At 29.4% G+C, this 25377-nt stretch carries 21 protein-coding genes and 1 tRNA gene; 20 read left to right on the forward strand and 2 right to left on the reverse strand.

Annotated elements, in window-relative coordinates; all coding sequences use genetic code 11:
• The 13 genes from FDK22_RS14790 to FDK22_RS14850 all read left to right on the forward strand — a co-directional run.
• Window positions 1–4014 (forward strand): Ig-like domain-containing protein (locus FDK22_RS14790; protein WP_171013014.1); only part of this gene is annotated, 4014 nt, incomplete at its 5' end.
• A gap of 73 nt (window positions 4015–4087) precedes the next feature.
• A tRNA-Glu gene (locus tag FDK22_RS14795) sits at window positions 4088–4163 on the forward strand.
• Between the two features lie 167 nt (window positions 4164–4330).
• Window positions 4331–5524, forward strand: coding sequence for an exonuclease SbcCD subunit D C-terminal domain-containing protein (locus FDK22_RS14800; protein ID WP_138153763.1), 1194 nt, complete (start codon window positions 4331–4333; stop codon window positions 5522–5524).
• A complete protein-coding gene (locus FDK22_RS14805) occupies window positions 5524–8685 on the forward strand; it encodes an SbcC/MukB-like Walker B domain-containing protein (RefSeq protein WP_138153764.1) in 3162 nt (1053 codons plus the stop codon). Before FDK22_RS14800 ends, FDK22_RS14805 begins: the two co-directional genes overlap by 1 nt.
• 133 nt (window positions 8686–8818) lie before the next feature.
• The gene (locus tag FDK22_RS14810; protein WP_138153765.1) at window positions 8819–9190 is read left to right on the forward strand and encodes a hypothetical protein; all 372 of its coding nucleotides are present in this window, start codon (window positions 8819–8821) and stop codon (window positions 9188–9190) included.
• Window positions 9191–9199: 9 nt separating this feature from the next.
• A complete protein-coding gene (locus FDK22_RS14815; protein WP_138153766.1) occupies window positions 9200–10417 on the forward strand; it encodes a PfkB family carbohydrate kinase in 1218 nt (405 codons plus the stop codon).
• On the forward strand, window positions 10414–11019 hold the full coding sequence (locus FDK22_RS14820; RefSeq protein WP_128988850.1) for a 7-cyano-7-deazaguanine synthase: 606 nt from the start codon (window positions 10414–10416) through the stop codon (window positions 11017–11019). Before FDK22_RS14815 ends, FDK22_RS14820 begins: the two co-directional genes overlap by 4 nt.
• Window positions 11016–12497, forward strand: a complete 1482-nt coding sequence (gene dgt / locus FDK22_RS14825; protein WP_138153767.1) for a dGTPase — start codon at window positions 11016–11018, stop codon at window positions 12495–12497. Before FDK22_RS14820 ends, dgt begins: the two co-directional genes overlap by 4 nt.
• Before the next feature lie 296 nt (window positions 12498–12793).
• A complete protein-coding gene (locus FDK22_RS14830; RefSeq protein WP_138153768.1) occupies window positions 12794–13375 on the forward strand; it encodes a hypothetical protein in 582 nt (193 codons plus the stop codon).
• Between the two features lie 94 nt (window positions 13376–13469).
• A complete protein-coding gene (locus FDK22_RS14835) occupies window positions 13470–14957 on the forward strand; it encodes a DUF2779 domain-containing protein (RefSeq protein ID WP_138153769.1) in 1488 nt (495 codons plus the stop codon).
• Between the two features lie 170 nt (window positions 14958–15127).
• Window positions 15128–16054: an ORF6N domain-containing protein gene (locus FDK22_RS14840; protein ID WP_138153770.1), complete on the forward strand. Its 927-nt coding sequence runs from the start codon at window positions 15128–15130 to the stop codon at window positions 16052–16054.
• A 25-nt stretch (window positions 16055–16079) separates the two neighbouring features.
• Complete coding sequence (locus FDK22_RS14845) at window positions 16080–16361, forward strand: peptidylprolyl isomerase (protein WP_138153771.1); 282 nt, start codon at window positions 16080–16082, stop codon at window positions 16359–16361.
• Window positions 16362–16414: 53 nt separating this feature from the next.
• A complete protein-coding gene (locus FDK22_RS14850; RefSeq protein ID WP_138153772.1) occupies window positions 16415–16720 on the forward strand; it encodes a hypothetical protein in 306 nt (101 codons plus the stop codon).
• A 93-nt stretch (window positions 16721–16813) separates the two neighbouring features.
• Here FDK22_RS14850 and FDK22_RS14855 read toward each other — a convergent pair whose 3' ends face one another.
• The gene (locus FDK22_RS14855; RefSeq protein ID WP_138153773.1) at window positions 16814–17389 is read right to left on the reverse strand and encodes a TIGR04211 family SH3 domain-containing protein; all 576 of its coding nucleotides are present in this window, start codon (window positions 17387–17389) and stop codon (window positions 16814–16816) included.
• 189 nt (window positions 17390–17578) lie between these two features.
• Between FDK22_RS14855 and FDK22_RS14860 the strand changes: the two genes are divergently transcribed.
• Window positions 17579–17938 carry a hypothetical protein gene (locus FDK22_RS14860; RefSeq protein WP_138153774.1) on the forward strand — a complete coding sequence of 120 codons (360 nt, stop codon included), beginning with the start codon at window positions 17579–17581 and terminating at the stop codon, window positions 17936–17938.
• A 13-nt stretch (window positions 17939–17951) separates the two neighbouring features.
• Here FDK22_RS14860 and FDK22_RS14865 read toward each other — a convergent pair whose 3' ends face one another.
• Window positions 17952–18263 carry an NINE protein gene (locus FDK22_RS14865; protein ID WP_171013015.1) on the reverse strand — a complete coding sequence of 104 codons (312 nt, stop codon included), beginning with the start codon at window positions 18261–18263 and terminating at the stop codon, window positions 17952–17954.
• 163 nt (window positions 18264–18426) lie between these two features.
• Between FDK22_RS14865 and FDK22_RS14870 the strand changes: the two genes are divergently transcribed.
• From FDK22_RS14870 to bioV, 6 genes are all read left to right on the forward strand, one after another.
• Window positions 18427–19293, forward strand: coding sequence for an aldose 1-epimerase family protein (locus FDK22_RS14870; protein ID WP_138153776.1), 867 nt, complete (start codon window positions 18427–18429; stop codon window positions 19291–19293).
• Window positions 19294–19376: 83 nt separating this feature from the next.
• Window positions 19377–20417 carry a 3-dehydroquinate synthase gene (gene aroB / locus FDK22_RS14875; protein ID WP_138153777.1) on the forward strand — a complete coding sequence of 347 codons (1041 nt, stop codon included), beginning with the start codon at window positions 19377–19379 and terminating at the stop codon, window positions 20415–20417.
• Window positions 20414–22150, forward strand: coding sequence for a mechanosensitive ion channel family protein (locus tag FDK22_RS14880; protein WP_138153778.1), 1737 nt, complete (start codon window positions 20414–20416; stop codon window positions 22148–22150). Before aroB ends, FDK22_RS14880 begins: the two co-directional genes overlap by 4 nt.
• On the forward strand, window positions 22151–23419 hold the full coding sequence (gene mtaB / locus FDK22_RS14885) for a tRNA (N(6)-L-threonylcarbamoyladenosine(37)-C(2))-methylthiotransferase MtaB (RefSeq protein ID WP_138153779.1): 1269 nt from the start codon (window positions 22151–22153) through the stop codon (window positions 23417–23419). It abuts the gene before it with no gap.
• Complete coding sequence (locus tag FDK22_RS14890) at window positions 23400–24863, forward strand: AAA family ATPase (protein ID WP_138153780.1); 1464 nt, start codon at window positions 23400–23402, stop codon at window positions 24861–24863. Before mtaB ends, FDK22_RS14890 begins: the two co-directional genes overlap by 20 nt.
• A complete protein-coding gene (gene bioV / locus FDK22_RS14895; protein ID WP_138153781.1) occupies window positions 24853–25377 on the forward strand; it encodes a pimelyl-ACP methyl ester esterase BioV in 525 nt (174 codons plus the stop codon). The genes FDK22_RS14890 and bioV overlap by 11 nt, the downstream gene beginning before the upstream one ends.

The raw sequence follows: 25377 nt of genomic DNA on the forward strand, positions 1-25377 counted from the left end.
GGAGCTAATTTAGTTAACTCTGGACAAGAGTTACCAGCATTTAATGTAACAGCAACAAGTGCAGGAGTAGATGGTTCAAGCCAAACAGTACAAAACTTAGATCCAGCAGTTACAACAGTAAATGATGCTATGACTGGATTTGAGATGAATGAAGTTAATAACTTCACTGAAGATTCAACATCTGCAGGAGATACAGTAACAACAGTAAAAACTGCACCAAGTGATGAAGATGGTGGAGATATCACATACTCAATTTCAGATACAACAAACTATGCAATTAATGAAACAACAGGTGAAGTTACACTTACAGAAGCAGGAGCTAATTTAGTTAACTCTGGACAAGAGTTACCAGCATTTAATGTAACAGCAACAAGTGCAGGAGTAGATGGTTCAAGCCAAACAGTACAAAACTTAGATCCAGCAGTTACAACAGTAAATGATGAAACAGTAGTAGTAGAAGATAATGCAACTACAAGTGAAGATATTGCAATAAATATTGATGTTCTAGCAAATGATACAGATGAAGAAGGTAATATATCACCAGTTGTTTCAGTTACGCAAGGTTCAAATGGAACTGTAACAATTAATGAAGATGGAACAGTAAAATATACACCAAATGAAGACTTCAATGGAACAGATAGCTTTACATATACAAATGAAGAGGGAAATACAGAAACTGTAAATGTAATAGTAGATCCAACAAATGATAATCCTATAGCCGTAGATGATGGTAATATTTCATCAGTTACGTACACGGTAAATGTAGACAATGTACTAAATACAGATGCTTTTACCGTAAAAGCTTATAATAGTGAAGGAGTTGAAGGAGAATTAGCATTAAGAAAAGATTCAAGTCCTGAAGGTTTTGGTGTAGCTGGTGATGATGCTTCTAATGGAGCTTCTTCTGAAATTGGTGGTGAAGAGTATATTGCAATAGAATTCAAAGATGATATTCAAAGTGTTGATGTTTCTTTTGCTTGGATGGCATCATCAGAAAATGCAGAAATAGGCTTTTATAAAGATGGTGTTCTTATAGACACTCAGTATAAAATGGGTGGTACAGATAGAGTTGATGGACCTTATAGTTATGAAACTTCAGATGGACAAGCATTTGATGAGATTCGATTTGCAGGATATGGAACAAATTCTGATTTCTTATTACATGAAATAACTGTAAATACAGTGGATTCAACATTTGAAACAAATGAAGATACAGCAATTACTATTGATGTATTAGATAATGATACTGATGTAGAAGGAGATGAACTATCAATTATTCAAATCCAAGGGCAAGATGTAAGTACTGGTCAAACAGTTAATATCTCTGAAAATGGTGAAGTTATTGGTACAGCAAAAGTTGTTAATGGACAAATTGAGTTTACTCCTGGGGAAAATTTACAAAATCTTAGTGATGGTGAAAATCAAAATGTGACTTTTGATTATACTGTTAGTGACGGTAGTTTAACTGATACTGCAAATGTAACAGTTAATGTTACAGGAATAACAGATAACTTTGTTCCAACAAGTGAAGATGAGTCTCAGTCAATCAAGTTTGAAAGTTTAAATGAAATTGATACAACATCAACTAATCTTATAATTACTCTAGATACTTCAGGTTCAATGTCTATGGAAAATTATGGAGGAGTTGTTACATTAGATGATGGATCAACTACAACAAGATTTGAAATTGCAAAAAATTCATTAATTGATACAATAGAAGCATATAAAGAACAAGGTTCAATTGATGTAAACTTAACATTATTTGGAAGTTCAGGAGCAAACATTGGGTGGATGAGTTCAGATGAAGCAATCACCTACTTAGAAAGTCTTTCAATGGATCAAAATGGAGACTTATTAAAAGATGGAAATGATTATAATGTTTCAGGAAATGGTACTGATTATTATGAAGCAATTACTGCAACAGATAATATTGATTTTAGTGGTCATCCTGCAGATAAGAATGTGGGTATATTTATATCTGATGGTGATCCAACAGAAAATTGGTGGAGGGTAAATTCTGATAGTGATTCAGCAATTCAAAACTGGAAATCTTTTATTGAAAATAATAATATTGACCTAAGTGTTTATGGAATAGGTGAAAATGTAAGTTCTTCTTACTTAGATATTATTCAAGTTACTGATGGTAAAGTTGCCTCAATTATAACAAATGAAGTAGATATGTCAGATACATTAGTTGCTGAAGCAATTTCAAAAAGTGTAAGTGGGAATATTTTAGATAATGTTAGTGGTGGAGATGGAGATATATCAATCGTAAAAATAACTATTGATGGCGTTGATTATTCTGCAAGTGATATGCCTATAACAACACCTGATGGTGCAACATTAAATGTTGACTTCTCAAGTGGTAACTATACATATACTGCTAAGGCAAATTTATTTACTGAAGATACTACAGAAACATTTATTGTTACAGCTTCAGATGAAGATGGTGATGAAACAAACTTTAATGTAAATATAAATATAGATGCTGCAGACTCACAAAACTATATTCAAAGTGACTATGATTATTGGGCTGATAATGAAAATATAGATGGAACAGTAAACAGTGATTATATTAATATTGGAACGGGAAATAATAAAACTATTAATGCTGGTGATGGAGATGATATAATTGATACACCAATACAAGTCGGAAATAATTTAGGTACAGGTCATATTATTGATGGAGGAGAAGGAAACGATAAGTTAATTATTGATGATGTATTAGATAGTGGTTCTTATAAATATGAAATTACAGCTAATGGAGACGGAACATTTGATATTGAAAAAATTGGATACAATGATTATAGTCAATGGTCTTTAAATCATTATGCCGTTACAGTTGATAGTATAGAAGCAATAGAGTTTACTGACAAAACTTTTGTATTAAATGATTCTGGTGATGCTTTTGTTGAAAGTACAGACAGTAGTGCTGATGACTTACTAGTAGCAACTTTAGTTGATGGTATCGTTGAAGGTGCATATTATGAAACTTCTTCAGGTGTAACAGGTTATACAGATGAAAATGGTAACTTCAACTTTAGAGAAGGGGATTCTGTAACATTTAGTGTTGGTGGAGTAGTTTTAGGTACTGCAACAGCAGAAGATATAGCTTCTGGTCAAACTTTCTTACAAGATATTGCAGATGTAGATAGAACAGATTTAAATGATGAGTATCTTGAAAATATGGCAGTATTTTTACAATCTATTGATACAGCAGATAGTGGTGATAATATTGTTATTACACAAGCTATGAGAGATGCCCTTGCTGATGTTACAATAGATCTTACAACTGCAACAGAAGAGGAAGTTAAATCTTTAATTGAATCAATTGGTGGAAATTATGTAGGTGAAGATGCAGCGATGGTTCACGTTCAAGAGATGCTTCAAGAGTATGCAGGTATAGATGAATCTGAATTTGATGAAAGAATATCTGATGATACACTAAGTGCAACTTTAGGAAATGAGCCACAAGCAGGAATAGAGTTTACAACATCTTCTGGGGTTTCAGGGATTACAGATGATAATGGTAGCTTCTTCTATAATGTAGGTGATGAAATCACATTTACAAAAGATGGAGAGGTGTTATCAACAATAGATTCAAATGCTATTGGTGATGATTCATTAATTACATTTAATGAATTAGAAAGCCTAAACCAAACAGAAATAGATTTTGAGAATCTTGAACTTGATTTTGATAGTTTAAGTGAGATTACAGATAGTGAAGATACAACAGTTTATGAAAAAGATGAATCTTTAGAGGATAAAGAAATTATTATGGAAGATATGCTTACAAGTGAAGACTCTGATTCTTCTTTATCAACTTTATTAGGTGAAACTGAAGAGGATAGAAATATCACTTCACTTGATGAACTTAAAACTGAAGATGCAACTGCTCAAGATGATGGAAATGACGAATATTGTCCATTTAAAGCATTAGAAGAGAGTTCAGGAAATCTTATCTCAAATATTGAAGCTGATGATACAACAGATATAGACGATCATAATTCATAAAAAGAAACCCTAAAAAATTAGGGTTTCTTAAGAAAAAATGAATAAATATTTATATATACTTTCATTTCTTAATGACCCTGTCGTCTAGTGGCCAAGGACATTTGGATTTCCTCCAAAGAACGCAAGTTCAAATCTTGCTGGGGTCGCCATTTATTTATCTTTAATTTGACATCTCAAATTTTTACATATTTTCAACAATTCTTTTTAATAAATCTAAATATAATATTACAATAAACATTAACATATTTAAACATACTCTATAATATTTAATAATATTAATTATATAATTGAAGCAAATTAAATATTTAGGGCTGTTTTGAAATTATTACACACATCGGACTGGCATTTAGGACAAAACTTTATGAACAAAAGCAGAGTAGAAGAGCACAAAGCTTTTTTATCTTGGCTATTAGACACAATTGAAGAGAAACAAATAGAACTTTTACTAGTATCAGGAGATATTTTTGATACAGGAACACCACCAAACTATGCACTAGAAACTTACTACAACTTTTTAAAACAGTTATCATCAAAAAAGAGTTTAAAAACTACAATCATCACAGCAGGAAATCACGACTCAGTTTCTACACTAAAAGCACCAAAACAACTACTTGAAGCACTAAATGTTCATGTAGTAGTAAATGGCGATGAAGAGGAAAATATAATTATCCCTATAAATGAGGGCGATACGACTAAAGCAATAGTTTGTGCAGTTCCTTTTTTAAGAGATAGTGTTATAAGACAATCACTTGGTGGCGAAACTGTAAGTGACAAAGAAAAACTAGCAAATGATGGTATCAAAACCTACTATGAAAATGCATACAAAAAAGCAAAAGAGTTAGACTCAAATGTACCAATCATAGCTATGGGGCACCTTACAACTGTAGGAAGTAGAACAAGTGAAAGTGAAAGAGACATCTATATAGGTGGAACACTTGATATTGGTGGGGATTATCTTGGGAGTTTATTTGACTATGTAGCTTTAGGACACTTGCATATCAATCAAACAGTTGGCTCTAACCATGTTCGATATTCAGGTTCACCTATACCTCTAAGTTTTAGTGAATCAAAAAACACTCAAAAAGTAAACCTAGTAACTATAAAAGAAAGTGTAGAAGTAGAAGAGTTAGAAATCCCACTAAAAAGAAAGCTACAAGTTATCAAAGGCAACTTGGAAACCATTATAGCTGAACTAAAAAAGGTGAAAGATAAAACAATTTGGATAGAAGTTCATATCAAAGATGATAATCCAATGTTTGCAAATACCCAAATAAGAGAAGAGGCCACAAAACTAGACCTAACAATCTTAGCAGTTAAAATAGAAAAAAGCGAAAAGCAAATCAGAGCAAAAGAGCTAAAAGCTATAAGTCTAGATGAACTAAGTGTAAATGATGTATTTGAAAAAAGATTAGAGCAAGAAAACATAGAAGACAAAGAGTTCAAAGAGCAACTAACTCTTAGCTTCTCTCAAATAGTAAACAACCTTCACGAAAGTGAGGAACAAATCTAATGAAGATACTAAAAGTAAAACTACTAAACATAAACTCTCTAAAAGGTGAGTTTGAAATAGACTTTCAAAAGTTTTTAAAAGATGAATCACTTTTTGCAATAACAGGACCAACAGGAGCAGGAAAAAGTACAATCCTAGATGTAATAACTTGCTCACTATATGGAAGAACAGCAAGACTTACAAACCCAAACGACCTGATGAGTAGACACACGGGTGAATCTCTTTGTGAAGTAGAGTTTGAAATCAAAGGCAATACTTATAGAAGTTCTTGGAGCCAAAAAAGATCAAGAAAAAATCCAGATGGAAACTTCCAAACTGCAAAGATGGAGATAGTTGATTTAGGTACAAACAAAATACTTGAATCAAAAGTAAGGGAAGTGCCAAAACTAATAGAGCAAATTACTGGACTAGATTTTGATAGGTTTGTTCAATCTATGATGTTAGCCCAAGGTTCATTTGATGCTTTTTTAAAAGCCAAAGAAAACGAACGTTCAAATCTACTAGAAAAGATCACTGGAACATATATCTACAAACAAATCTCACAATCTATCTATGATACATACGCTCAAAAGAAAAAAGAGATAGAAACTGCCCAAATAGCACTAGGAAGTATAGAACTACTAGATAATGAGATAGTAAAAGAGAAAACAAAACAGCTAGAAGAGAGCAAAAAACAAAAGCAAGAACTAGACAAAAAAGAAGCAGAACTAAAGAAAATATCAACTTGGCAAGATACTTTAAAAACTCTTGAAAATGACAATATCAAATATATAAGTGAGTTCGAACAAATCTCAAAAGAGAAAGAGGACAAAAAAGAGGAGTTCGTAAAACTAGAACTAGCAAACAAGGCTCTAAGAATACAGCCAATAAACCAAGAGAAAAACCAACTCTCAACAACTATATCAAATGACAAACAAAGATTAGAATCACAAAAGCAAGAAAAAGAAACTCTAACAAAAGAGATAAATGCTAAAACAAAAGAGTTAGACTCTTCAAAAGAAACCCTAGAAAAAGAAAAACTCTCATACTCACAAAACTACAACAAACTAAAAGAGGTAAGAGTTTTACAAACACAAGTTGAAAATAAATACGCCCTAAACATAGAAAAAAGCAAAAAAATATCAAGCTATCTACAAGAGTTAGCAAAGCTTTTTGAAGTAGATTTTGAAATACTTCTAAATGATGAATCTCAACTGCAAAGCTACTATGAAAGCTTTTCAAACACTTTAAACACTTCAAAAGAACAACTAAATAAACTCTTAGATCAATACAAAGTTTATGAAGAACAAACAAAAGATATAAACACAAAAGAAAACAACACCAGAGCCAAACTAAAAGAGATAGAATCACTTCTAAAAGCACTAGAAGATTATGAAAAGCTAAATCAAGAACTAAACCAAGAACAAGCAAACATAAAAGAATACAACTCACAAATAGAAGTTCAAACAAACCTAAACAACGAAAAAACAAAACTAATTAAGCAAATACAAGAAACTCTATCAACTCTAAAACAAACAAGAGAAAAAGAGCTTCTTATCAAAAACTACGAACAAGACAGAGCCAAACTAAAAGATGGGGAAGAGTGTTTCTTATGTGGCTCAAAAGAGCATCCATATATCAATCATAATATCAATATAGATATAGACAAAACCACACAGAAAATAAAAGAGCAAGAAAACTATCTGCAAGAGCAAAACAAAGAGCTAAACCAAGCACAAATTAATCTAGGTAAATTAAGCACAAAACTTGAAAACTCAAACCTAAACTTACAAAAACAACAAACAACAAAAACACAAATAGAAGAGTTCTTCCAAGCAAATAGTTTCAAAATAGAGCAAGACTCAAAAGCAAACCTACAAGAACAAAACCAAATAAATGAAGCCAAGCTAAAAGAGTATGTACTTTTAAGAGAGCAAAAAGAGAAACTACAAGCACAAAAAGAAAACCAACAAACAGTAGTAAACAACTATGTGCAAAAAGAACAACAAATAAAATCAAACATCAAAGCAATAGAAGAGTTAAAACAAGAACAAAAAGCTTTAAACAAAGAACTTCAAGAGTTACAAACAAAAAGTAAATCTATCTTAGATGTACCAAACCTAGATGAGTTTGAACAAACTATTCAAAAAAGTCTTGATAGTGTTTCAAAACATTATAACGATTTGCAAACATATCTTTCAAGCCTAAAAACAAAAGATGAAGAAACAACAAAACAAATAGAACAACTAGAGCTAAAACAAACAGAAGATAATCAAACACTAGAACTTTTAACTCAGAAGTTTAACAAAGCCCTAGAAGAGTATGGCTTTAACTCATACGAAGAGTTTGAAAAAGCAAAGCTAGAAAAAGAGCAGTTTGAGACTCTTACAAAGCTATGCAAAAATATAGAAGAGAAATACTCACAAATACAAACACTCAAAACAGACACAACTAAAAAACTAAAAGAGCATAAAGAGCAAGAAAAAGAACTCTCTTTAGATAACAGAACTTTAGAAGATATAAACAAAGAACTACAAGAATTACAAAGCACTATAGACAAACTTCAAGAGAGTATTGGAAGCCTTTCAAAAGAGTTAGAGATAAACGCTTCAAATATGAAAAAATCAGAAGATAAGATAAAAGAGCTAGAGAAGAAAAAAGAAGCCTCAAAAGTATGGGTAAAACTAAATGATATGATAGGTTCAGCCACAGGAGACAAGTTTGCCAAATTTGCCCAAGGTATAACCCTAGACCAACTAATATACCTAGCAAACAAACATCTAGAGATACTTAGCCCAAGATATGAACTCCAAAGAGCCACAGATTCAAGCAAGCTTTTAGATATAGAGATAATAGATGGTTCCCAAGGAGATGTTGTAAGAGGTGTAAATACACTCTCAGGAGGAGAAAGCTTCATAGTAAGTCTATCTTTAGCCTTAGGACTTTCAAGTCTAGCTAGCCAAAAGATAAGTATAGATTCACTTTTCCTAGATGAAGGGTTTGGAACACTAGATAGCGACAGCCTAGAACTAGCACTAAATGCCCTAAATCAACTACAAAGTTCAGGAAAGATGGTAGGTGTGATTTCCCATGTGGAAGCACTAAAAGAGAGAATTCCATTGCAGATAAAGGTTGAGCCTAAAGGTGATGGGACGAGTGGTTTAAATCAAATAAAAGGATAGAAAATGTTAGGAAGTAATTCAAGTGGAAGATCATTTACAGGTGGAAGCACTAAAAGAGAGAATTCCATTGCAGATAAAGGTAGAGCCTAAGGGTGATGGGACGAGTGGTTTAAATCAAATAAAAGGATAGAAAATGTCAGGAAGTAATTCAAGTGGAAGATCATTTACAGGTGGAGGAAGTAGTTTCATTGGTGGTTTAACTAGTGGAGGAGGAAGTGGTTCATCAGGAGGTTCATTTCAAAGTTGTTCTAAATTAAAAGGGTCAACAAAAGTTATAAGTCCAACAATGACTTATTTTTCTACAGTAAAAATAGGTGAAATATTAAAAGTGGAGTTAGATGAAGATATGATTGTATTGGTTAATAAGTCTAATGATCAGGTAGGTGGGATAAATCCTCCTTGGGTAATTGATCTTATTGAATGTATAAAACAAGGAAATAAATATATTGCTAAAATAATGAAAATTAATGGTGCAGCAATTGATGTATTTGTTGAAATGGTATAAGGCTTAATTATGATAAATGTTATTGGAGGATTCTATAAAGAATTATGTTTATATCCTGAATGGGATTATAATTATGGATCTGGTGGCAGAGCATCTGCTATTTTATCTAGTTTAGGGGCAGAGGTATGTTTTCATTCTTATGTCCATAAAGAAAAAGAAAAAGAATTTAAATATTTTTCAAAGACCTTTAGAATAAAAACAAATACCTTTTCTTCCTCAGAAATGATTAATTTTGAATATTATCATTCTTTATCAGCACCAAATATACATACACTAAATAATCCTATTGAAACACAAGTTCAAATGAATATAAAAGAGGATATTGTAATTTGTTATGGAATGATGGAGTCACTAAATCCTATAGTCAATGCAAATTATTTAATTTATGATCCACAATCAGAGAATAATCCGTCATTGATTACAGAAAATGGTTCTACTTTTAATCATTTGGCAATTGTTATGAATGTAGAAGAAGCAAAAAAATTTACTAAAAAAGAAAATATTGATTTGATTGTAAAAGATTTATTTGAAAAAACACATCAATTGGAAGTTTTAATTTTAAAAGATGGTCCGTTTGGTGCATATTTATTTCATGATGATAAATACTTTCATATTGATGCATATGAGACGGAAAATGTTTTTAAAATAGGCTCAGGTGATGTTTTTGTTGCAGTATTTGGATATTTATGGGCAAAAGAAAAAATTGAACCTACTACAGCTGCACAAAAGGCTTCTTTAGCAACAGCATTATATTGTAATGACCAAGTTTTACAGATAAAAAGAGAATCTTTAAATAATTTAGGTTTATTTAAAAAGGTAGGAATAGATAAAACTAAATTTGATAAAAAAATTTATTTAGCAGGTCCTTTTTTTACTATGGCAGATCGTTGGCTAATAGAAGAAGCAAAGTTTCAGCTTGAAAAGTTTGGAGCAAATGTTTTCTCACCTTTACATGATGTTGGATATGGAAAGTCTGATACAGTAGCAAAAGAAGATTTGAAAGGTGTAGATGAATCTAATATTTTATATGCAGTACTTAATGACTATGATCCTGGTACTATTTTTGAAGTGGGTTATGCTATTTCTAAAGGGATACCTGTCGTAATATTTATAGAAAATAAAACTCCTATCAATATGACGATGTTTGAAGGTTCAGGTTGTATTATAGAAAGTGATTTTGCTACTTCAATATATAAAGTAATTTGGGAAGTTACTAGAACAAAATGACAGCTTTACTTTTATCTGGAGGAATGGATTCAATTTCAATTTTATACTGGAAAAAACCTGATATAGCATTAACTATTGATTATGGTCAAAATTGTGCTAAAGCAGAAATTAATGCTGCTGAATATGCATGTAAAATATTAAATATAAAACATTATGTATTGAGTATTAATTGTGCTGAATTAGGATCTGGTGATTTGTCTAAAAATCTAACTACTAATGAGTACGCACCACATAGTGATTGGTGGCCTTATCGAAATCAACTTTTAATTACATTTGCTGCAATGTACTTACTTAAATTTAAAGTTAAAAAGATTTTAATTGGCTCTTTAAAGCCTGATGAACAATTTAAAGATGGTACAGATAAATTTACAAAACTTATAAGTGAATTAATATCTTTTCAAGAAGGTGGAATTATAGTAGAAGCACCAGCTATTAATATGACAGCAATGGAACTTATAGAAAAATCTAAAATACCTAAATCTATATTGTTTTGTGCTCATTCTTGCCATAAAAAGAATATCCCATGTGGAAATTGTAGAGGATGTAATAAATTTATTAGAATATTTGATAAATTAGAAGAATCTAAAAAGGAAAACTTATGATTGATTATAGAAAAAAAATAACTTGTAATCGGAAATATCAAAGAAGTGTTAGTAGTGATATTGATTTAGCCACAGAAAGTAATAGAGGAAGAATTGTGAATTCTCCTGCTGTTAGAAGACTTCAGCAAAAAACACAAGTTTTCCCTTTAGAAATTAATGCAGCTGTTAGAAGTAGGTTAACTCATTCCTTAGAGGTTCAACAAACAGCTAGATATATTTCAAAAACTATTCTTAAAGAGTTAAAGAAAAATAATAAGCTTAAAAAATATAATTTACAAGGCTTAGAAGAAGCCTTTATTTCAACTTCAGAAATGGCAAGTTTAATGCATGATATAGGAAATCCTCCTTTTGGTCATTTTGGTGAATTAGCAATAAATGTTTGGATGAAATCAAAAGGAATAAAATGTTTTAACAAAGCTTTAAACATAAAACAAAATTCTTTACTTGAACCAGAAGTAAAAGTATTAAAAAAGAAACTAGAAAAGGATATATGTAATTTTGAGGGAAATGCTCAAGGAGTTAGAATAGTCCATAATCTACAAAGTTTAAATTTGACTTATAGTCAAATCGCTTCAATTTTAAAATATACTAGAGTTGCTTATGAGAATAAGCCAAATAATAGTTCTCCTTTTAGTTACTTAAAGAAAAAACCTGGATTCTATTATAGTGAAGAAGAGTTTGTTCAAGAAGTATGTACAGAATTGAAAATGAAAAATGGTTACAGATTTCCTCTCACTTATATAATGGAAGCTGCAGATGATATTTCTTATGGTATAGCAGATTTAGAAGATGCTGTTGATAAAGGTATTTTATCCTTGAAAAAATTGTATGAAACAATTATACAAGAAGCTTCAAAAGAAGTATATGAAGGTAAGGGTATATATATTAAGTGTATAGCAGAAGAAAATTATCAAAAAGCAAAAAAAGTAAAAAGATTAAAAGTTAATACTTTTATCATAAATTTTAGAACACAGTTAGTTAATGAACTTGTACCATATGCAGCAAAGGTTTTTTTAGAAAATCATAAGGATATCTATAACGGATGTTTTAATAAGGCATTATTAGAAGATAATAGTAAATATCATATTGCATTAAAAGTATTAAAAAATGTTGCATTTAAACATGTTTTTAGCGATGATGAAGTTGAGTTACTTGAACTTAAAGGTAATTCTTCAATTAGAGGATTATTAGATTGCTATAAACCATTGTTAACTTTACCAAATAAAAAATTTTTATGTCTAATTAATGGTGAAAAAAATGATACACCAATTGAATCTAGACTTTTTAAACGTTTATCAAATAAACATATCAGTTCTTATGAAAAAGTTATAGATGAACTAAATAAGAAAAACATTAAAGGATTTAAATTTAAAATTCTTGAATGGTATTATAGAGGGCGTTTATTGATAGATTTTATAAGTGGTATGACTGATGAATATGCAATAAAAGAATTTCAAGAATTATCAGCAATAAAATAAAGGATTTATAAGTGAAATTAAATAATATAGAATTATTTAAACTTTTAAAAAAATAACACCCCTGAGGATGAATCTCCACTTTTACTAAGGAATGTGGTGGTCAATAGATAACAATAATTTTTTTAAATTAAATAGATTTAGATATTGCAAAGTGTAATATTTTTAAACAAGTATATTTTTTAATGTTATTATTTATGATGATTTTTTAGATATAAAAAACCCAAGCTTAAACTCAAAGGTTTAAGTCTTACTGGGTGTCGTGACAAAATTATATAAAAATAGTAAGGATATGTCAAGTGAAAGATGAAATTAAATCTAGATTTATCAGTAATATTCGACTTGAATCCTATAAAGATTTTGTTGAATACAAACAAAATATAAAACACTCTGAAGAATACTATATATTATTATCTATATTTGAAATTAGTTTAAGAAACTCTATCAATCATTATTTCCAAAAAAAGATTTCAAAAGATTGGTTCGAATCTAATATTCTACACACTGACACACAACAAAGAATAAATGAATCAAAAAATAAAATAAAACAAAGAAAAGAAGAAATAACTCATGATAAACTCATAGCTGAACTTCCTTTTGGTTTTTGGACTTCTTTGTTTAGAAAATCATACTCTAATCTATTTAGAATAAAAGATATAAAATATATTTTTCCTAATATGCCAAATAAAGATGAAAAACTCATAACTAGGCAAATATTAGATAAAGAATTAAATAAAATAAGAAAATTTAGAAATAGAATATTTCACTATGAAAAGATAATTAATAAAAAAGAATATAAAAATATAAAAGAAGAAATTGAATTGTTATTATTATATTTTGATGAAGAGATATATTTATTTTCAAAAGAATTGATTGATTAACCCCATCAAAAAGATGGGTCGTCCCGTAGGAATTTAGAATATGATTATAACACAAATTATAAATAAATGCAACAACAAATAAAGGTAAAATAAAATGAACCTATCTAAATCCCTCTACACAAAAGGAATCCAATGCCCCAAAGCACTTTGGCTTAAAAAATACAAGTCAAGTGTTTTAACACCACCAGATGAGGCTGCCCTTTCAGTATTTGAAACAGGGAATATAGTAGGTGATTTAGCTTGCCAGCTTTTTCCATATGGGAAAGAAGTACCATACACTACAAACCCAAATAATTATATAGAGATGATAGCTACTACAAAAGAGTGGCTAAAAGAAGGTGTATCAAATATCTACGAAGCTACTTTTAACTATGAGGGCATACTTATCATGGTAGATATTTTAAAAGTAGAAGATGATGGTGTATCTATCTATGAGGTTAAAAGTTCAACTGAGGTAAAAGATATTTATCTTCATGATGTATCTATTCAGTATTATGTTTTACAAAACTTAGGCTTTAGTATAAAAAGTGCAAGTGTAGTACATATAAACAATGAGTATGTAAGAGGTGAGAGTTTAGAACTAGACAAACTATTTAAAATAGTTGATGTCACAAGCGAAGTGCAAAACCTACAGCCAAATATCCCAATCATATTAAAAGAGTTTGAAACTTATCTTGAAGATAAAGAAAATGAGCCAGATATAGATATAGGAAAACATTGTAACAAACCTTATGAATGTGAAGCTAAAAACTATTGTTGGAAAGTTCAAAGACAAATTCCAGATTATTCTATATTTAATATTTTCAATCTAGGAAGTAAAAAACAAATTGAATTATACAATCAAGGTATTATAGATATAGAAGATATCCCAGAAGATTTTGATATGACTGCAAATCAAGCTCAAGCAGTAAAAAACTACAAATCAAAAGCAAGTTACATAGACAAAGAAAATATCAAAGCCTTTTTAGAAAACCTCACATACCCAATCTATCACTTAGACTTTGAAACCTACCAACAAGCCATACCACAATATAAAAGTATAAAACCCTTCGAGCAAATACCTTTTCAATACTCACTTCATATAGAGTATGAAGATGGTAGGTTAATTCATAAAGAGTATTTGAGCCAAGATAGTGTAGATAGCAGATATGAGCTTGCACAAAAACTATGTGAAGATATCCCAAGTGATGTTACAGTATTGGCTTACAATATGAGCTTTGAAAAAGGTGTAATAAAAAGACTAGCCAACCTTTTTCCAGAACTCAACGCTCACTTACTAGCCATAAATGAAAACATACAAGACCTAATGACACCATTCCAAAAGAAATGGTATGTAACCCCAAGTATGCAAGGAAGCTACTCTATCAAGTATGTATTGCCAGCCTTAGTTCCAGAGTTTGAAAAAGCTTATAAAGAATTAGAAGGTGTACAAAACGGAAGCCAAGCTATGAATGCCTTTGCAAATCTATCAAAGCTTGATGGGCTAAGCAAAGAGAAGATGAGAACTTCACTTTTAGAGTATTGTAAACTTGATACTTTGGCTATGGTGAAGATATTGGAAGTTTTGAGAAATATTTCCTAGTATTACAATCTGCAATATATTTAAATAAATATATTTTTTAATGTTATTATTTTTAATGATTTTTTTGGCATAAAAAAAACCCAAGCTTAAACTCAAAGGTTTAAGTCTTACTGGGCGTCGTGACAAAATTATATAAAAATCATTGGAATAAGTCAAATGAGGACTGTAATATGAATGAATTAGTAATTGATGAAGATATAAAAAATAAAATCTATACAATAAGAGATATGCAAGTTATGATTGATAAAGACTTAGCGAAACTTTATGGTGTAGAAACAAAAGTATTTAATCAAGCAGTAAAAAGAAATATAGAAAGATTTCCTAAGGAGTTCCGTTTTCAGCTTACTGAAGATGAATATCAAAATTGGAGGTCACAAATTGTGACCTCAAGTTTAAATGATGCTTTAAGGTCACAAAATGTGACCTTAGAAAGTCAAAGAGGAAAACATAGGAAATATTTACCTTATGTATTTACAGAGCAGGGTGTTTCTATGCTTTCAGCAGTACTTAAAAGTGATAAAGCTATTCAGACAAGTATCCATATTATAAATAGTTTTGTTAAGATGAGACAATTTTTGTCACACAGTGGTGATGTATTTAAACGACTAGAATTAGTTGAAAAAAGGCAAATATCTTATGAGGTTAAAACAGATGAAAAATTTGAAAAACTATTTAATGCTTTAGAAGATAAATCATTAAAACCAAAACAAGGTATCTTTTACGATGGAGAGATGTTTGATGCCTATACTTTTGTATCTGATTTAATAAGAAGTGCTAAAAGTAAAATAATACTTATAGATAACTATGTTGATGATAGTGTCTTAACTCTATTTTCAAAAAATCAAAATATAGATGTAATTATATATACTAAAAATATCTCAAAACAACTAAATCTTGACCTTAAAAAATACAATTCTCAATATAAAAAAATTGAGATAAAAAAGTTTGAAAACTCACACGATAGATTTTTGATAGTGGATGAAAAAGAACTTTTTCATCTTGGAGCTAGTTTGAAGGACTTGGGTAAAAAATGGTTTGCTTTTTCAAAGATGGATTTAAAAAGTCTTGATGTCTTAAAAAGATTAGAATCGATATAATTCCCATCATATAAAAAGGAACTCTATGGCAAAAGCTACAGCTAGACATATATTAGTAAACAATGAAAAATTAGCTAGAAAACTAAAAAAAGAGATTATTAAAAATGAAATCACTTTTGAAAAAGCTGCTAAAAAGTTCTCAAAATGTCCTTCTAAAAAAAGTGGAGGGAACTTAGGTACTTTTTCAAAAGGTGAGATGGTAAAAGAGTTTGATAGTATTGTTTTTAAAGAGGATTTACACAGAGTTCATGGACCTATCAAAACAGAATTTGGTTTTCATCTAATTGAGATTTTAGCTAGATACTAATTATAAAATATAGTATATTTTAGATAACATACAAAAAAATTTAGGAGCATTTTATGGCAAAATTTATAAAACTAAAACTTGAAGAGACTTATCAAATCCCAGATGAATGGGAACTTGTTACAAATGAAGAAGGAATAACTAAAATAAAAGTATCAGAAAATGAATATTATGACTTTGGATCTATTCCTTATTGTTCACCTTCTTTAGAATCTGAAGAAGAGATGATGTTATTACCAGAAGAATATCTTGAGTTTCAAAGTAAAGGTTTAGATTTGATTATGGCTGATGGTAATGTATCTGTAATTGAAGATGAAAATGAAATAAAAGAGATACTTGATTCTGATGATGAAGAGCTTTAATATTTAGAAAGTAGATAGAGAAGAAAATATAAAATAGGAAAATCCTATTTTATCTCTTTTGAGGTTGTGCTTCTTTTCGTAGTTTTTTTAACTTTACCAACGTGCTTTTTGCTTTTTACTAGGAATTAGAAATGGAAGTATTAATCCGAAAATAAGACCAGCTCCTGCAACAATACCACCATATGTGAACCAACGCATCAATAGTTCATTTTGTTCTTTATCTAGCTTCTCATTTAACTTTTCATTCTTTTGTTGAACTTGTTTTAGTTCTTTGCTCAAAGATGAATTTAACTTTTTTAATTCTTGCACTTGCTTGATATTAGTGGCTAATTCTTTTTCTAAATTTATTTTATTTTTATCCATTTTTGAATACGAGATTTTTAGTTCTTCTAACTGTTCTTTTAATCCTGGTTGATTTGAAATATATTTTGAGTTCATCCAAACATTACGACCTTTTGAATCTACTATTTGAGTATATTCTGCATTTTCATTTGTACTTACTACTTTGATTTTTTCACCTGCATTTACTATTCCTACAATTTTATATTTTATTCCTGGCCCTGAATGGGTATATGTAAATAATTCGTCTGAAACATAATAGTTCGCTGCAAATGCTGATGTGCTTAGACAAACAGTGGTAAATAATATTGAAAATCTTTTTTTGATCATTTTTAACCTTTATAGTAAATAATTATTTTTTAAATTTTTTACAATTATAACCTATAAAGTTATTAATATTCCTTAGTAATATTAAATGAATTCCCAAGATGTTATTGAAGTAGCTTTTAAATTGAGATTTTAGCTAGGTATTAATAAAAAGTTAAATATAATTCCAGAAATTAATTACCTAGGATGATTATGAATAAAATAGTACTAAAACCAAAAGTGCAAAAAAAATTTAGTCTATATTGCCCATTTACAAATGAAAAGCTATTCAACGATGATAGTTCATTTGAAATCTATGAAGGTGCTGGAAACTATCTTTTTTCTATATGTGAAGATTGTCTTTTTGTTGATGCAGGAAACAATGAAGAGATTGAAAACTATTGGAATGATTCTGCTTTAAAAGCTATTGAAAAGTTTGTTGAAAATCATAAAGAAGAGAATATTTTAGTTATTGAAGTTCAAGACAATGAGGATACTTATTGGTTTGGTTTTTTAAATGAAGACAATATCGAATTAGAAGTAGAAGAGATAGAAAAAAGATTTATAAAATAGGGAAAACCCTATTTTATGACATTTGATTTTGTGTTGATTTTTCGTAGTTTTCTATAACTTCTAAGTTTTGTAGTTGAATTACTTTATGTAAATTTACTGCATCAATAATCCACCAGATAAATAATCCCAACAAAATAACATAACCCACAAGTATAAAAACTGTAATAGCTCCAACTAATCCTAATACTGGATATAACCACCATTTTGACATTCCAGCATATAATCTATGAATACCTAACCAACCAAGAAACCACCAAAGTAAATAAGCTAGTACAACACTTTTTTGTTGTGTTTTTGCTTTCTCTAATCCAAAGTCTGTTGCCACTTTTTTTATCCTTTATTTTTCAATAAATTAAATTATTAATTATGGAAATTATATCGAATAATATATTATTATTTCTTTTGCGTTAAATAATCAGTAGTAATCAAATCTTAATTATGTTAGAATTTAAATTCCAAAATCAAATACTTCTCAAGGGATTAGTAATATGGAATATCAAATCTCCAACAATTTTATCACTGCATGTGTAAAAGACCATGGTGCTGAGCTTTTCAGCTTAAAAAGAAATGGTGTAGACCTTGAATATATGTGGCAAGCTGATGAAAGTTATTGGGGCAGACATTCCCCTGTATTATTTCCAATAGTTGGAAAACTTTTGGATGATGAGTATGTTTATAAAGATAAAACTTATAAAATGACCCAACATGGTTTTGCAAGAGATTGTAAGTTTGAACTCTTTGAAGGAAAGAAAAACTATCTATGTTTTAAACTTCAATCAAACACTGAAACCCTTGAAAAATATCCCTTCGAATTTGAACTTTTTATCTCCTATACACTTATTGAAAATAAACTAAAAATCACTTATAAAGTTGTAAACCTGTCTGAAAATACTATGCCTTTTTCAATTGGAGCACACCCCGCTTTTAATTGGCCTTTAGATGATGAAAGAAGAAGTGAGTGTTATTTTAGATTTGATGAAACCAATGAACTTGAAAGACTTCCTTTAACAAAAAATGGTATTTCATCAAGGAAAGAGTATATTGAACTTTTTGATGAAAGGTTATATTTAAACAAAAAAATTTTTAAACATGATGCTTTGGTTATAGAAAATTTACAAAATAAATCAGTTATCTATAAAAATTGCATAAATGACAAATTTGTTCAACTTGATTTTGAAGGTTTTGAGTACTTAGGTTTATGGTCAAAACCATGTGGTGCGCCATTTGTGTGTATTGAGCCTTGGAATGGAATTGCAGATTTTACAGACCATAACAAAAATATAGAAGAAAAAAAAGGTATTAAGTTTTTAGAAAAAAATGAATTCTTTGAAAGCTTTTACACAATTGAGATTTAAAAACTAATCCATAAAGCCCATTATAAGGCTTTTTTTAGCTGTTATTTGATATTTTATGATTAATTTTAATTTATGGATTTTTTATGATTGTAAACATTACTTTACCTGACAATACTTCTTACGATATTACAATAGATACTTTAAAGAATATGACCTTTGATAGAAAAGTTGTAGTAGTAACAAACCCAACTATTAGTGCCTTGCATTTAGATTATTTAACTTCTAAAATTGATGCAAAAGAACTTTCTGTTGTTACAATTCCCGATGGGGAAGAGTACAAAAGAATGAATACAATAGAAACTATACTTGAACACTGCTTTGAGCACAAACTAAATAGAAGTTCTCTTCTAATTGCATTTGGTGGTGGAGTTATTGGTGATATGACAGGTTTTGCTGCTTCTATTTACCAAAGAGGAATTGATTTTATTCAAATTCCTACAACTTTACTTTCACAAGTTGATGCTAGTGTTGGTGGTAAAACTGGAATAAACAACAAATATGGAAAAAATTTAATTGGTGCATTTTATCAACCAATTGCAGTAAATATCGATCCACATTTTTTAACAACTTTACCAAAAAGAGAGTTTGGTGCAGGGATTGCAGAGATTGTTAAGATGGCAGTTACTTTCAATAGTGACTTTTTTAAATGGCTTGAAGAAAATGATTTAAATGATGAAGAAAATATCAAAGTTGCCATTGCAAAATCAGTTGAAACAAAAGCTTGGGTTGTTTCTCAAGATGAAAAAGAAAGAGGATTGCGAGCAGCTTTAAATTATGGACACACCTTTGGTCATGTAATTGAAAATGAAACAAATTATGACACTTATTTACATGGAGAAGCTGTTGGTATTGGGATGACGATGGCAAATGCACTAGCAGTTAAAATTGGATATATGACCCAAGAAGATTCAAATAGAGTTACTGCATTACTTGAAAAATATGATATTCCAACAACATACAACATCAAAGATGTAGAAGATTTCTATGAACACTTTTTCTTAGATAAAAAATCTTTAGACAATAAAATTAAATTTATTGTACCAAAAGGTATTGGTGATTGCGAGATTACCGCAAATATATCAAAAGAAGATGTGATAGAAGTTCTAAAAGGTTTTAACTCGTGAAAATATTAAAAACTCTTCTTATCACCTCTTTATTTGCTTTTAGTTTATATTCTCAAGAAAGTGAAAATATTATTGATAAAGCAGGAAATCTAGTTAATAGTGTAGTTAATGATGCAAAAGAGATTGTAGTAAACAATCTTGAAGATATTAAACAAATTGAAGAGGAAAAAAGACTACAAGAAGAAGCTGAAAAGCTAAAAAAAGAGGAAGAAGAAAAAAAGCTATTAAGAGAAGTTAAAATCAAAGATATGCAAAAAAGAATTGCTTTAATTGATGAGCAATTAAAAGATAATATCTTACTAAAAAGATATAACAATTACGATGCATATAGAAAAATTTCAGAAGAATTAATTCGCTTAAAAAAGAGTTTAACTACTATAAATGAAAAAAGTGCAGATCAGGTTTATCATTTAAATAATAAAATTAGAATCAAAGAAAACGAATTAGAACTTATTTCAGAATATAAAGGTTCGCCAATAGGTTCTTTAATTGACCCTCCTGAAATTGATAATTATGAAGTTATCACAAACCCATTTGGGATATTAAATGCACTATCTTATATTAAAAAACTAGAAAACAACAAAAAAGACTTTTTGTCTGTTGAAACTAGAGTTAAAGAGCTTACAAATCTTTTAGAAGAAAAGCTTTTTGTATATTTAGACCTTTATAATATCGATCCAAAGCCAGAGTATAAAGAAGAGTTAGAGTTTCTAGAAAAAGAGAAAAAAGACTTTAATATGGTTTTAGAGATTGTATCAACAACTGAAGAGGTTTATACAAGAAAGATAGAACAAGTTATTTTAGAAACAAAAAGTCAAATTTCAGAACAAATTGAAAAGATATTTAATCTTGGATTGATAATCGTGATTTTATTTTTTGTTGCTTTTTTAATTAAACTTGCACTTAAAAAATATTTTTCTCAAAACGAAAATTACTATATGACAAACAAAATCATAAACTTTACTGTTGTATTTTTTGTTTTGATTGTTTTACTTTTTTCTTATATCGATAATGTTTCATACATAGTAACAATCCTTGGATTTGCATCTGCGGGTATTGCTATTGCTTTAAAAGACTGGTTTATGTCTATTTTTGGATGGCTTGTTATTGTAACTTCTGGGTCAATTTCCGTGGGAGATAGAATCAAAGTTACTAGAGATGGACAACAAGTTGTAGGTGATGTACTTGATATTTCATTATTTAAAATGACAATTAGAGAAGATATCACTTATACTTCATATAGAGTTAATAGAAGAACAGGAAGAATTTTCTTTATTCCAAATAACTATATTTTTTCAGAAATGATTGCAAACTATACTCACTCAGGATTAAGAACAGTTTGGGATGGAATTGATATTGCTATTACTTTTGATTCAAATCATAAAAAAGCACAAAATATTGTAAAAAATATCTTAAAACACTATTCAAAAGGGTATACAGATATTACTAGAAAACAACTTTCAAAAATGAGAAGTAAATACCAATTAAGAGCAACAGGGGTTGAACCTAGAGTTTATACTTTTGCTGAGCCATATGGTATTGTAATTTCAGGATGGTATCTAACAAACTCATATTCAGCATTAGTTTTAAGAAGTACAATGTCTCCTGAGATTATTGAAGCATTTTTAAAAGAAGATGATATAACAATTGCATACCCAACTCAAACAGTAAATACTACTGGTGGTAATCAAAACTTTAGAGTTCCACCTGCTGATTTACCTGAGGTGCCATAGATGAATTTTTCAACAAATAAACAAAAAGTTTTTTTTAAAACCTTTGGATGTAGAACAAATGTATTTGATACTCAAGTTATGATGAGTAATCTAAAAGATTTTGAAGTAACACAAGATGAAAAAGAAGCTGATATAGTTGTAATTAACTCTTGTACCGTTACAAATAGTGCAGATAGCACAGCACGTGGTTATATAAATTCACTAAATAAATTTGATAAACCTCCAAGGGTTGTTTTTACAGGATGTGGTGTTTGGACAAAGGGTGAGGGACTTTTTAAAGAAGAAAAGATAGATTCCCTATTTGGGCACTCTGAAAAAGAAAAAATCAATGACTTACTTAAAAATGAAGAAAGATTTTTTGATGCCGGTGATTTAGAACATATTGATGATACTATTGTTGAAGAGTTTATTGGGAAAAGTAGGGCATTTATCAAAATCCAAGAGGGATGTGACTTTAGATGTTCATATTGTATTATTCCTTATGTAAGAGGTGATGCAAGATCTTACAAAGAAGACAAGATTTTAGAACAAATAGAAAAACTAGCATCAAATGGTTTTGGTGAGTTTATTCTAACTGGTACAAATGTAGGAAGCTATGGTAAAAAACAACATACTTCTTTAGCTAAACTTCTTAAGAAAATGTCACAAATTAAAGGTGTTAGAAGAATAAGAATGGGAAGTATTGAGCCTATTCAAATTGATGATGAGTTTAAAGAGATTATAAATGAGCCATTTATGGCAAAACACCTTCACATTGCACTTCAACACACATCAAAAGAGATGTTAAAAATTATGAACAGAAGAAATAAGGTTTTATCAGACCTTGAACTTTTTGAATTTTTAAGGGACAATGGATATGCTTTAGGAACAGACTTTATTGTAGGACATCCAGGGGAAACAGATAAGTTATGGAAAGAAGCAGTTGAAAATCTTCATAAATTTCCTTTAACTCATGTACATGCCTTTACATACTCAAAAAGAGATGGAACTCCTAGTGCAACAATGAAAGATATTGTAAGAGGTGATATTGCAAAAGAGCGATACAATGAACTTGTATCAATAATTGATGACAAAAATTATCAGTTTAGAAAAAACAATAAAACTACTTTAGAAGTTCTAATTGAATCTGAGAAAAATGGTAAATATGTAGGCTTAGACCAACATTTTAATCAAATAGAAGTAAATTCAACTGCAGATTTAGTAGGGGATTGGATTTTTATTGATGACTATGAAGCAAGGCAGGATAAAAATGTCGCAGAATTTAAATAAAAACAAACTTGATAAAAACATAAAACTAATGGGGCTTTCAGCCATAGTTTTATTAGTACTTTTTTTATATACACTTTATAAAAGTAGTGAGCACATACAACAAAGTTCTTATTACTTTGGAATAATCTTTTTACTATTTCTTTTAGCTTTTGCAATATTTGCAAGGCTAAAACAAGATAAAATTCAAAAATTTTTAAATAAAACAAAAACTAATAACAATAGTTTTTCAAATCAACTTGAAACTGCTCAAGAATCACAAGAGGAGATTAGTTCAAATATTACAGCAGTATCTTCAAATACAACATTTAAAGATGTAGCTGGAATCTCTGAGGTTAAAGGTGAGCTTGAGGAGATTGTTGATTTTTTAAACAACCCAAGTAAATATATGCAATTTGGTGTTAAATTACCAAAGGGTGTATTATTAGTTGGACCTCCAGGTGTTGGTAAAACACTTATTGCAAGAGCTGTAGCTGGGGAAGCTGATGTTCCATTTTTTTATCAAAGTGGTGCTTCTTTTGTACAAATTTATGTTGGTATGGGTGCAAAAAAGGTGCGAGAACTTTTTATGAAAGCAAAAGCTTCTGCTCCTGCAATTGTATTTATTGATGAGATTGATGCTATTGGTAAACAAAGAGGTGGCAAAACGAATGATGAAAGGGAATCTACATTAAATGAACTTCTAACTCAAATGGATGGTTTTGATGGAGAATCTGGAGTTATTGTAATTGCTGCAACAAATAAAATAGAAGTATTAGATGAAGCCCTTTTAAGAGCAGGAAGATTTGATAGAAGAGTGTTTATTAAACTTCCAAATAAAAATGATAGAAAAAAGATTTTAGAGTTATATTTAAAAAACAAACACTATGAATTTGATTTAGAAAAACTTGCTATAGATACAGCAGGTTTTAATTCTGCGGCACTATCAACTTTGATAAATGAAGCACTTTTAAATATGATTAAAAGAGATTCTAAAAATTTAGAATTAGAAGATATTGAAATTGCAAAACGAAAAATTGAGTTTGGTAAAAAAGAAACTCTTATTTTAGATGACAAACAAAAAGAGATTTTAGCTATTTATCAAGCTAGTAAAGCCTTTATTTCAAAATCTAAAGTAGCACTTTTTGAAGAGGGGACTTCTAATATTGATTCAGTTTATCCTTCTTTCAATGAATTACTTGAAAATATAAAAAGATATCTTGCAGGTACAATTGGTGTTGAAGTTATCAAAAAACAAAGATATGCAATAAATGACGAAGATATTAAAAAAGCTTATTCTTTAGCTGATTCAATTGTTACAAACCATAAAATGGCAAAAGATGCAAATGGTTTAATAGAAAAAGTTAGCAACGAACTAAGAACAAATTTATCTGAGAATATTCAAGAGATTAATAGACTAAAAGAGATTATTCTTAAAAATGAGGTTATAACTCAAGATGACCTTTAAATATTTTAGTGGTTTTTCTTTAGAAAAGGAAAGTGAACTTTTCAAAGAATATATAAATGAAAATGATTTTACAGTATGTGGCTTTTCATATGGAGCAATAAAAGCTTTTGAGGAAGTTTATAACAATACACAAAGAGTTGATACCTTACAACTTTTTTCACCTGCATTTTTTCAAACACAAGATAAAAGATTTAAAAGAACACAATTGATGTTTTTTAAAAAAGATGAAAATACATATTGTGAAAACTTTTTAGAAAACATCTCTTTTCCATCGAATTTTGAAATGAAACATTTTTTTAAAAAAGGTTCTTATGAAGAGTTAGAAGAGCTTTTAAATTATGAATGGGATGAATCAAAACTTCAAGAGCTTATAAATAGGGGTGTTAAAATCGAAGTTTATTTAGGGGAAGAGGATAAAATATTTGATTCTTCAAAAGCTTGTGAGTTTTTTAGGAATCATGCAACAGTTTATTTTATAAAAAATGTTGGACATATATTAAAAGAAAAGGAATAA

It is taken from the genome of Arcobacter arenosus (assembly GCF_005771535.1).
Taxonomy (GTDB): domain Bacteria; phylum Campylobacterota; class Campylobacteria; order Campylobacterales; family Arcobacteraceae; genus Halarcobacter; species Halarcobacter arenosus.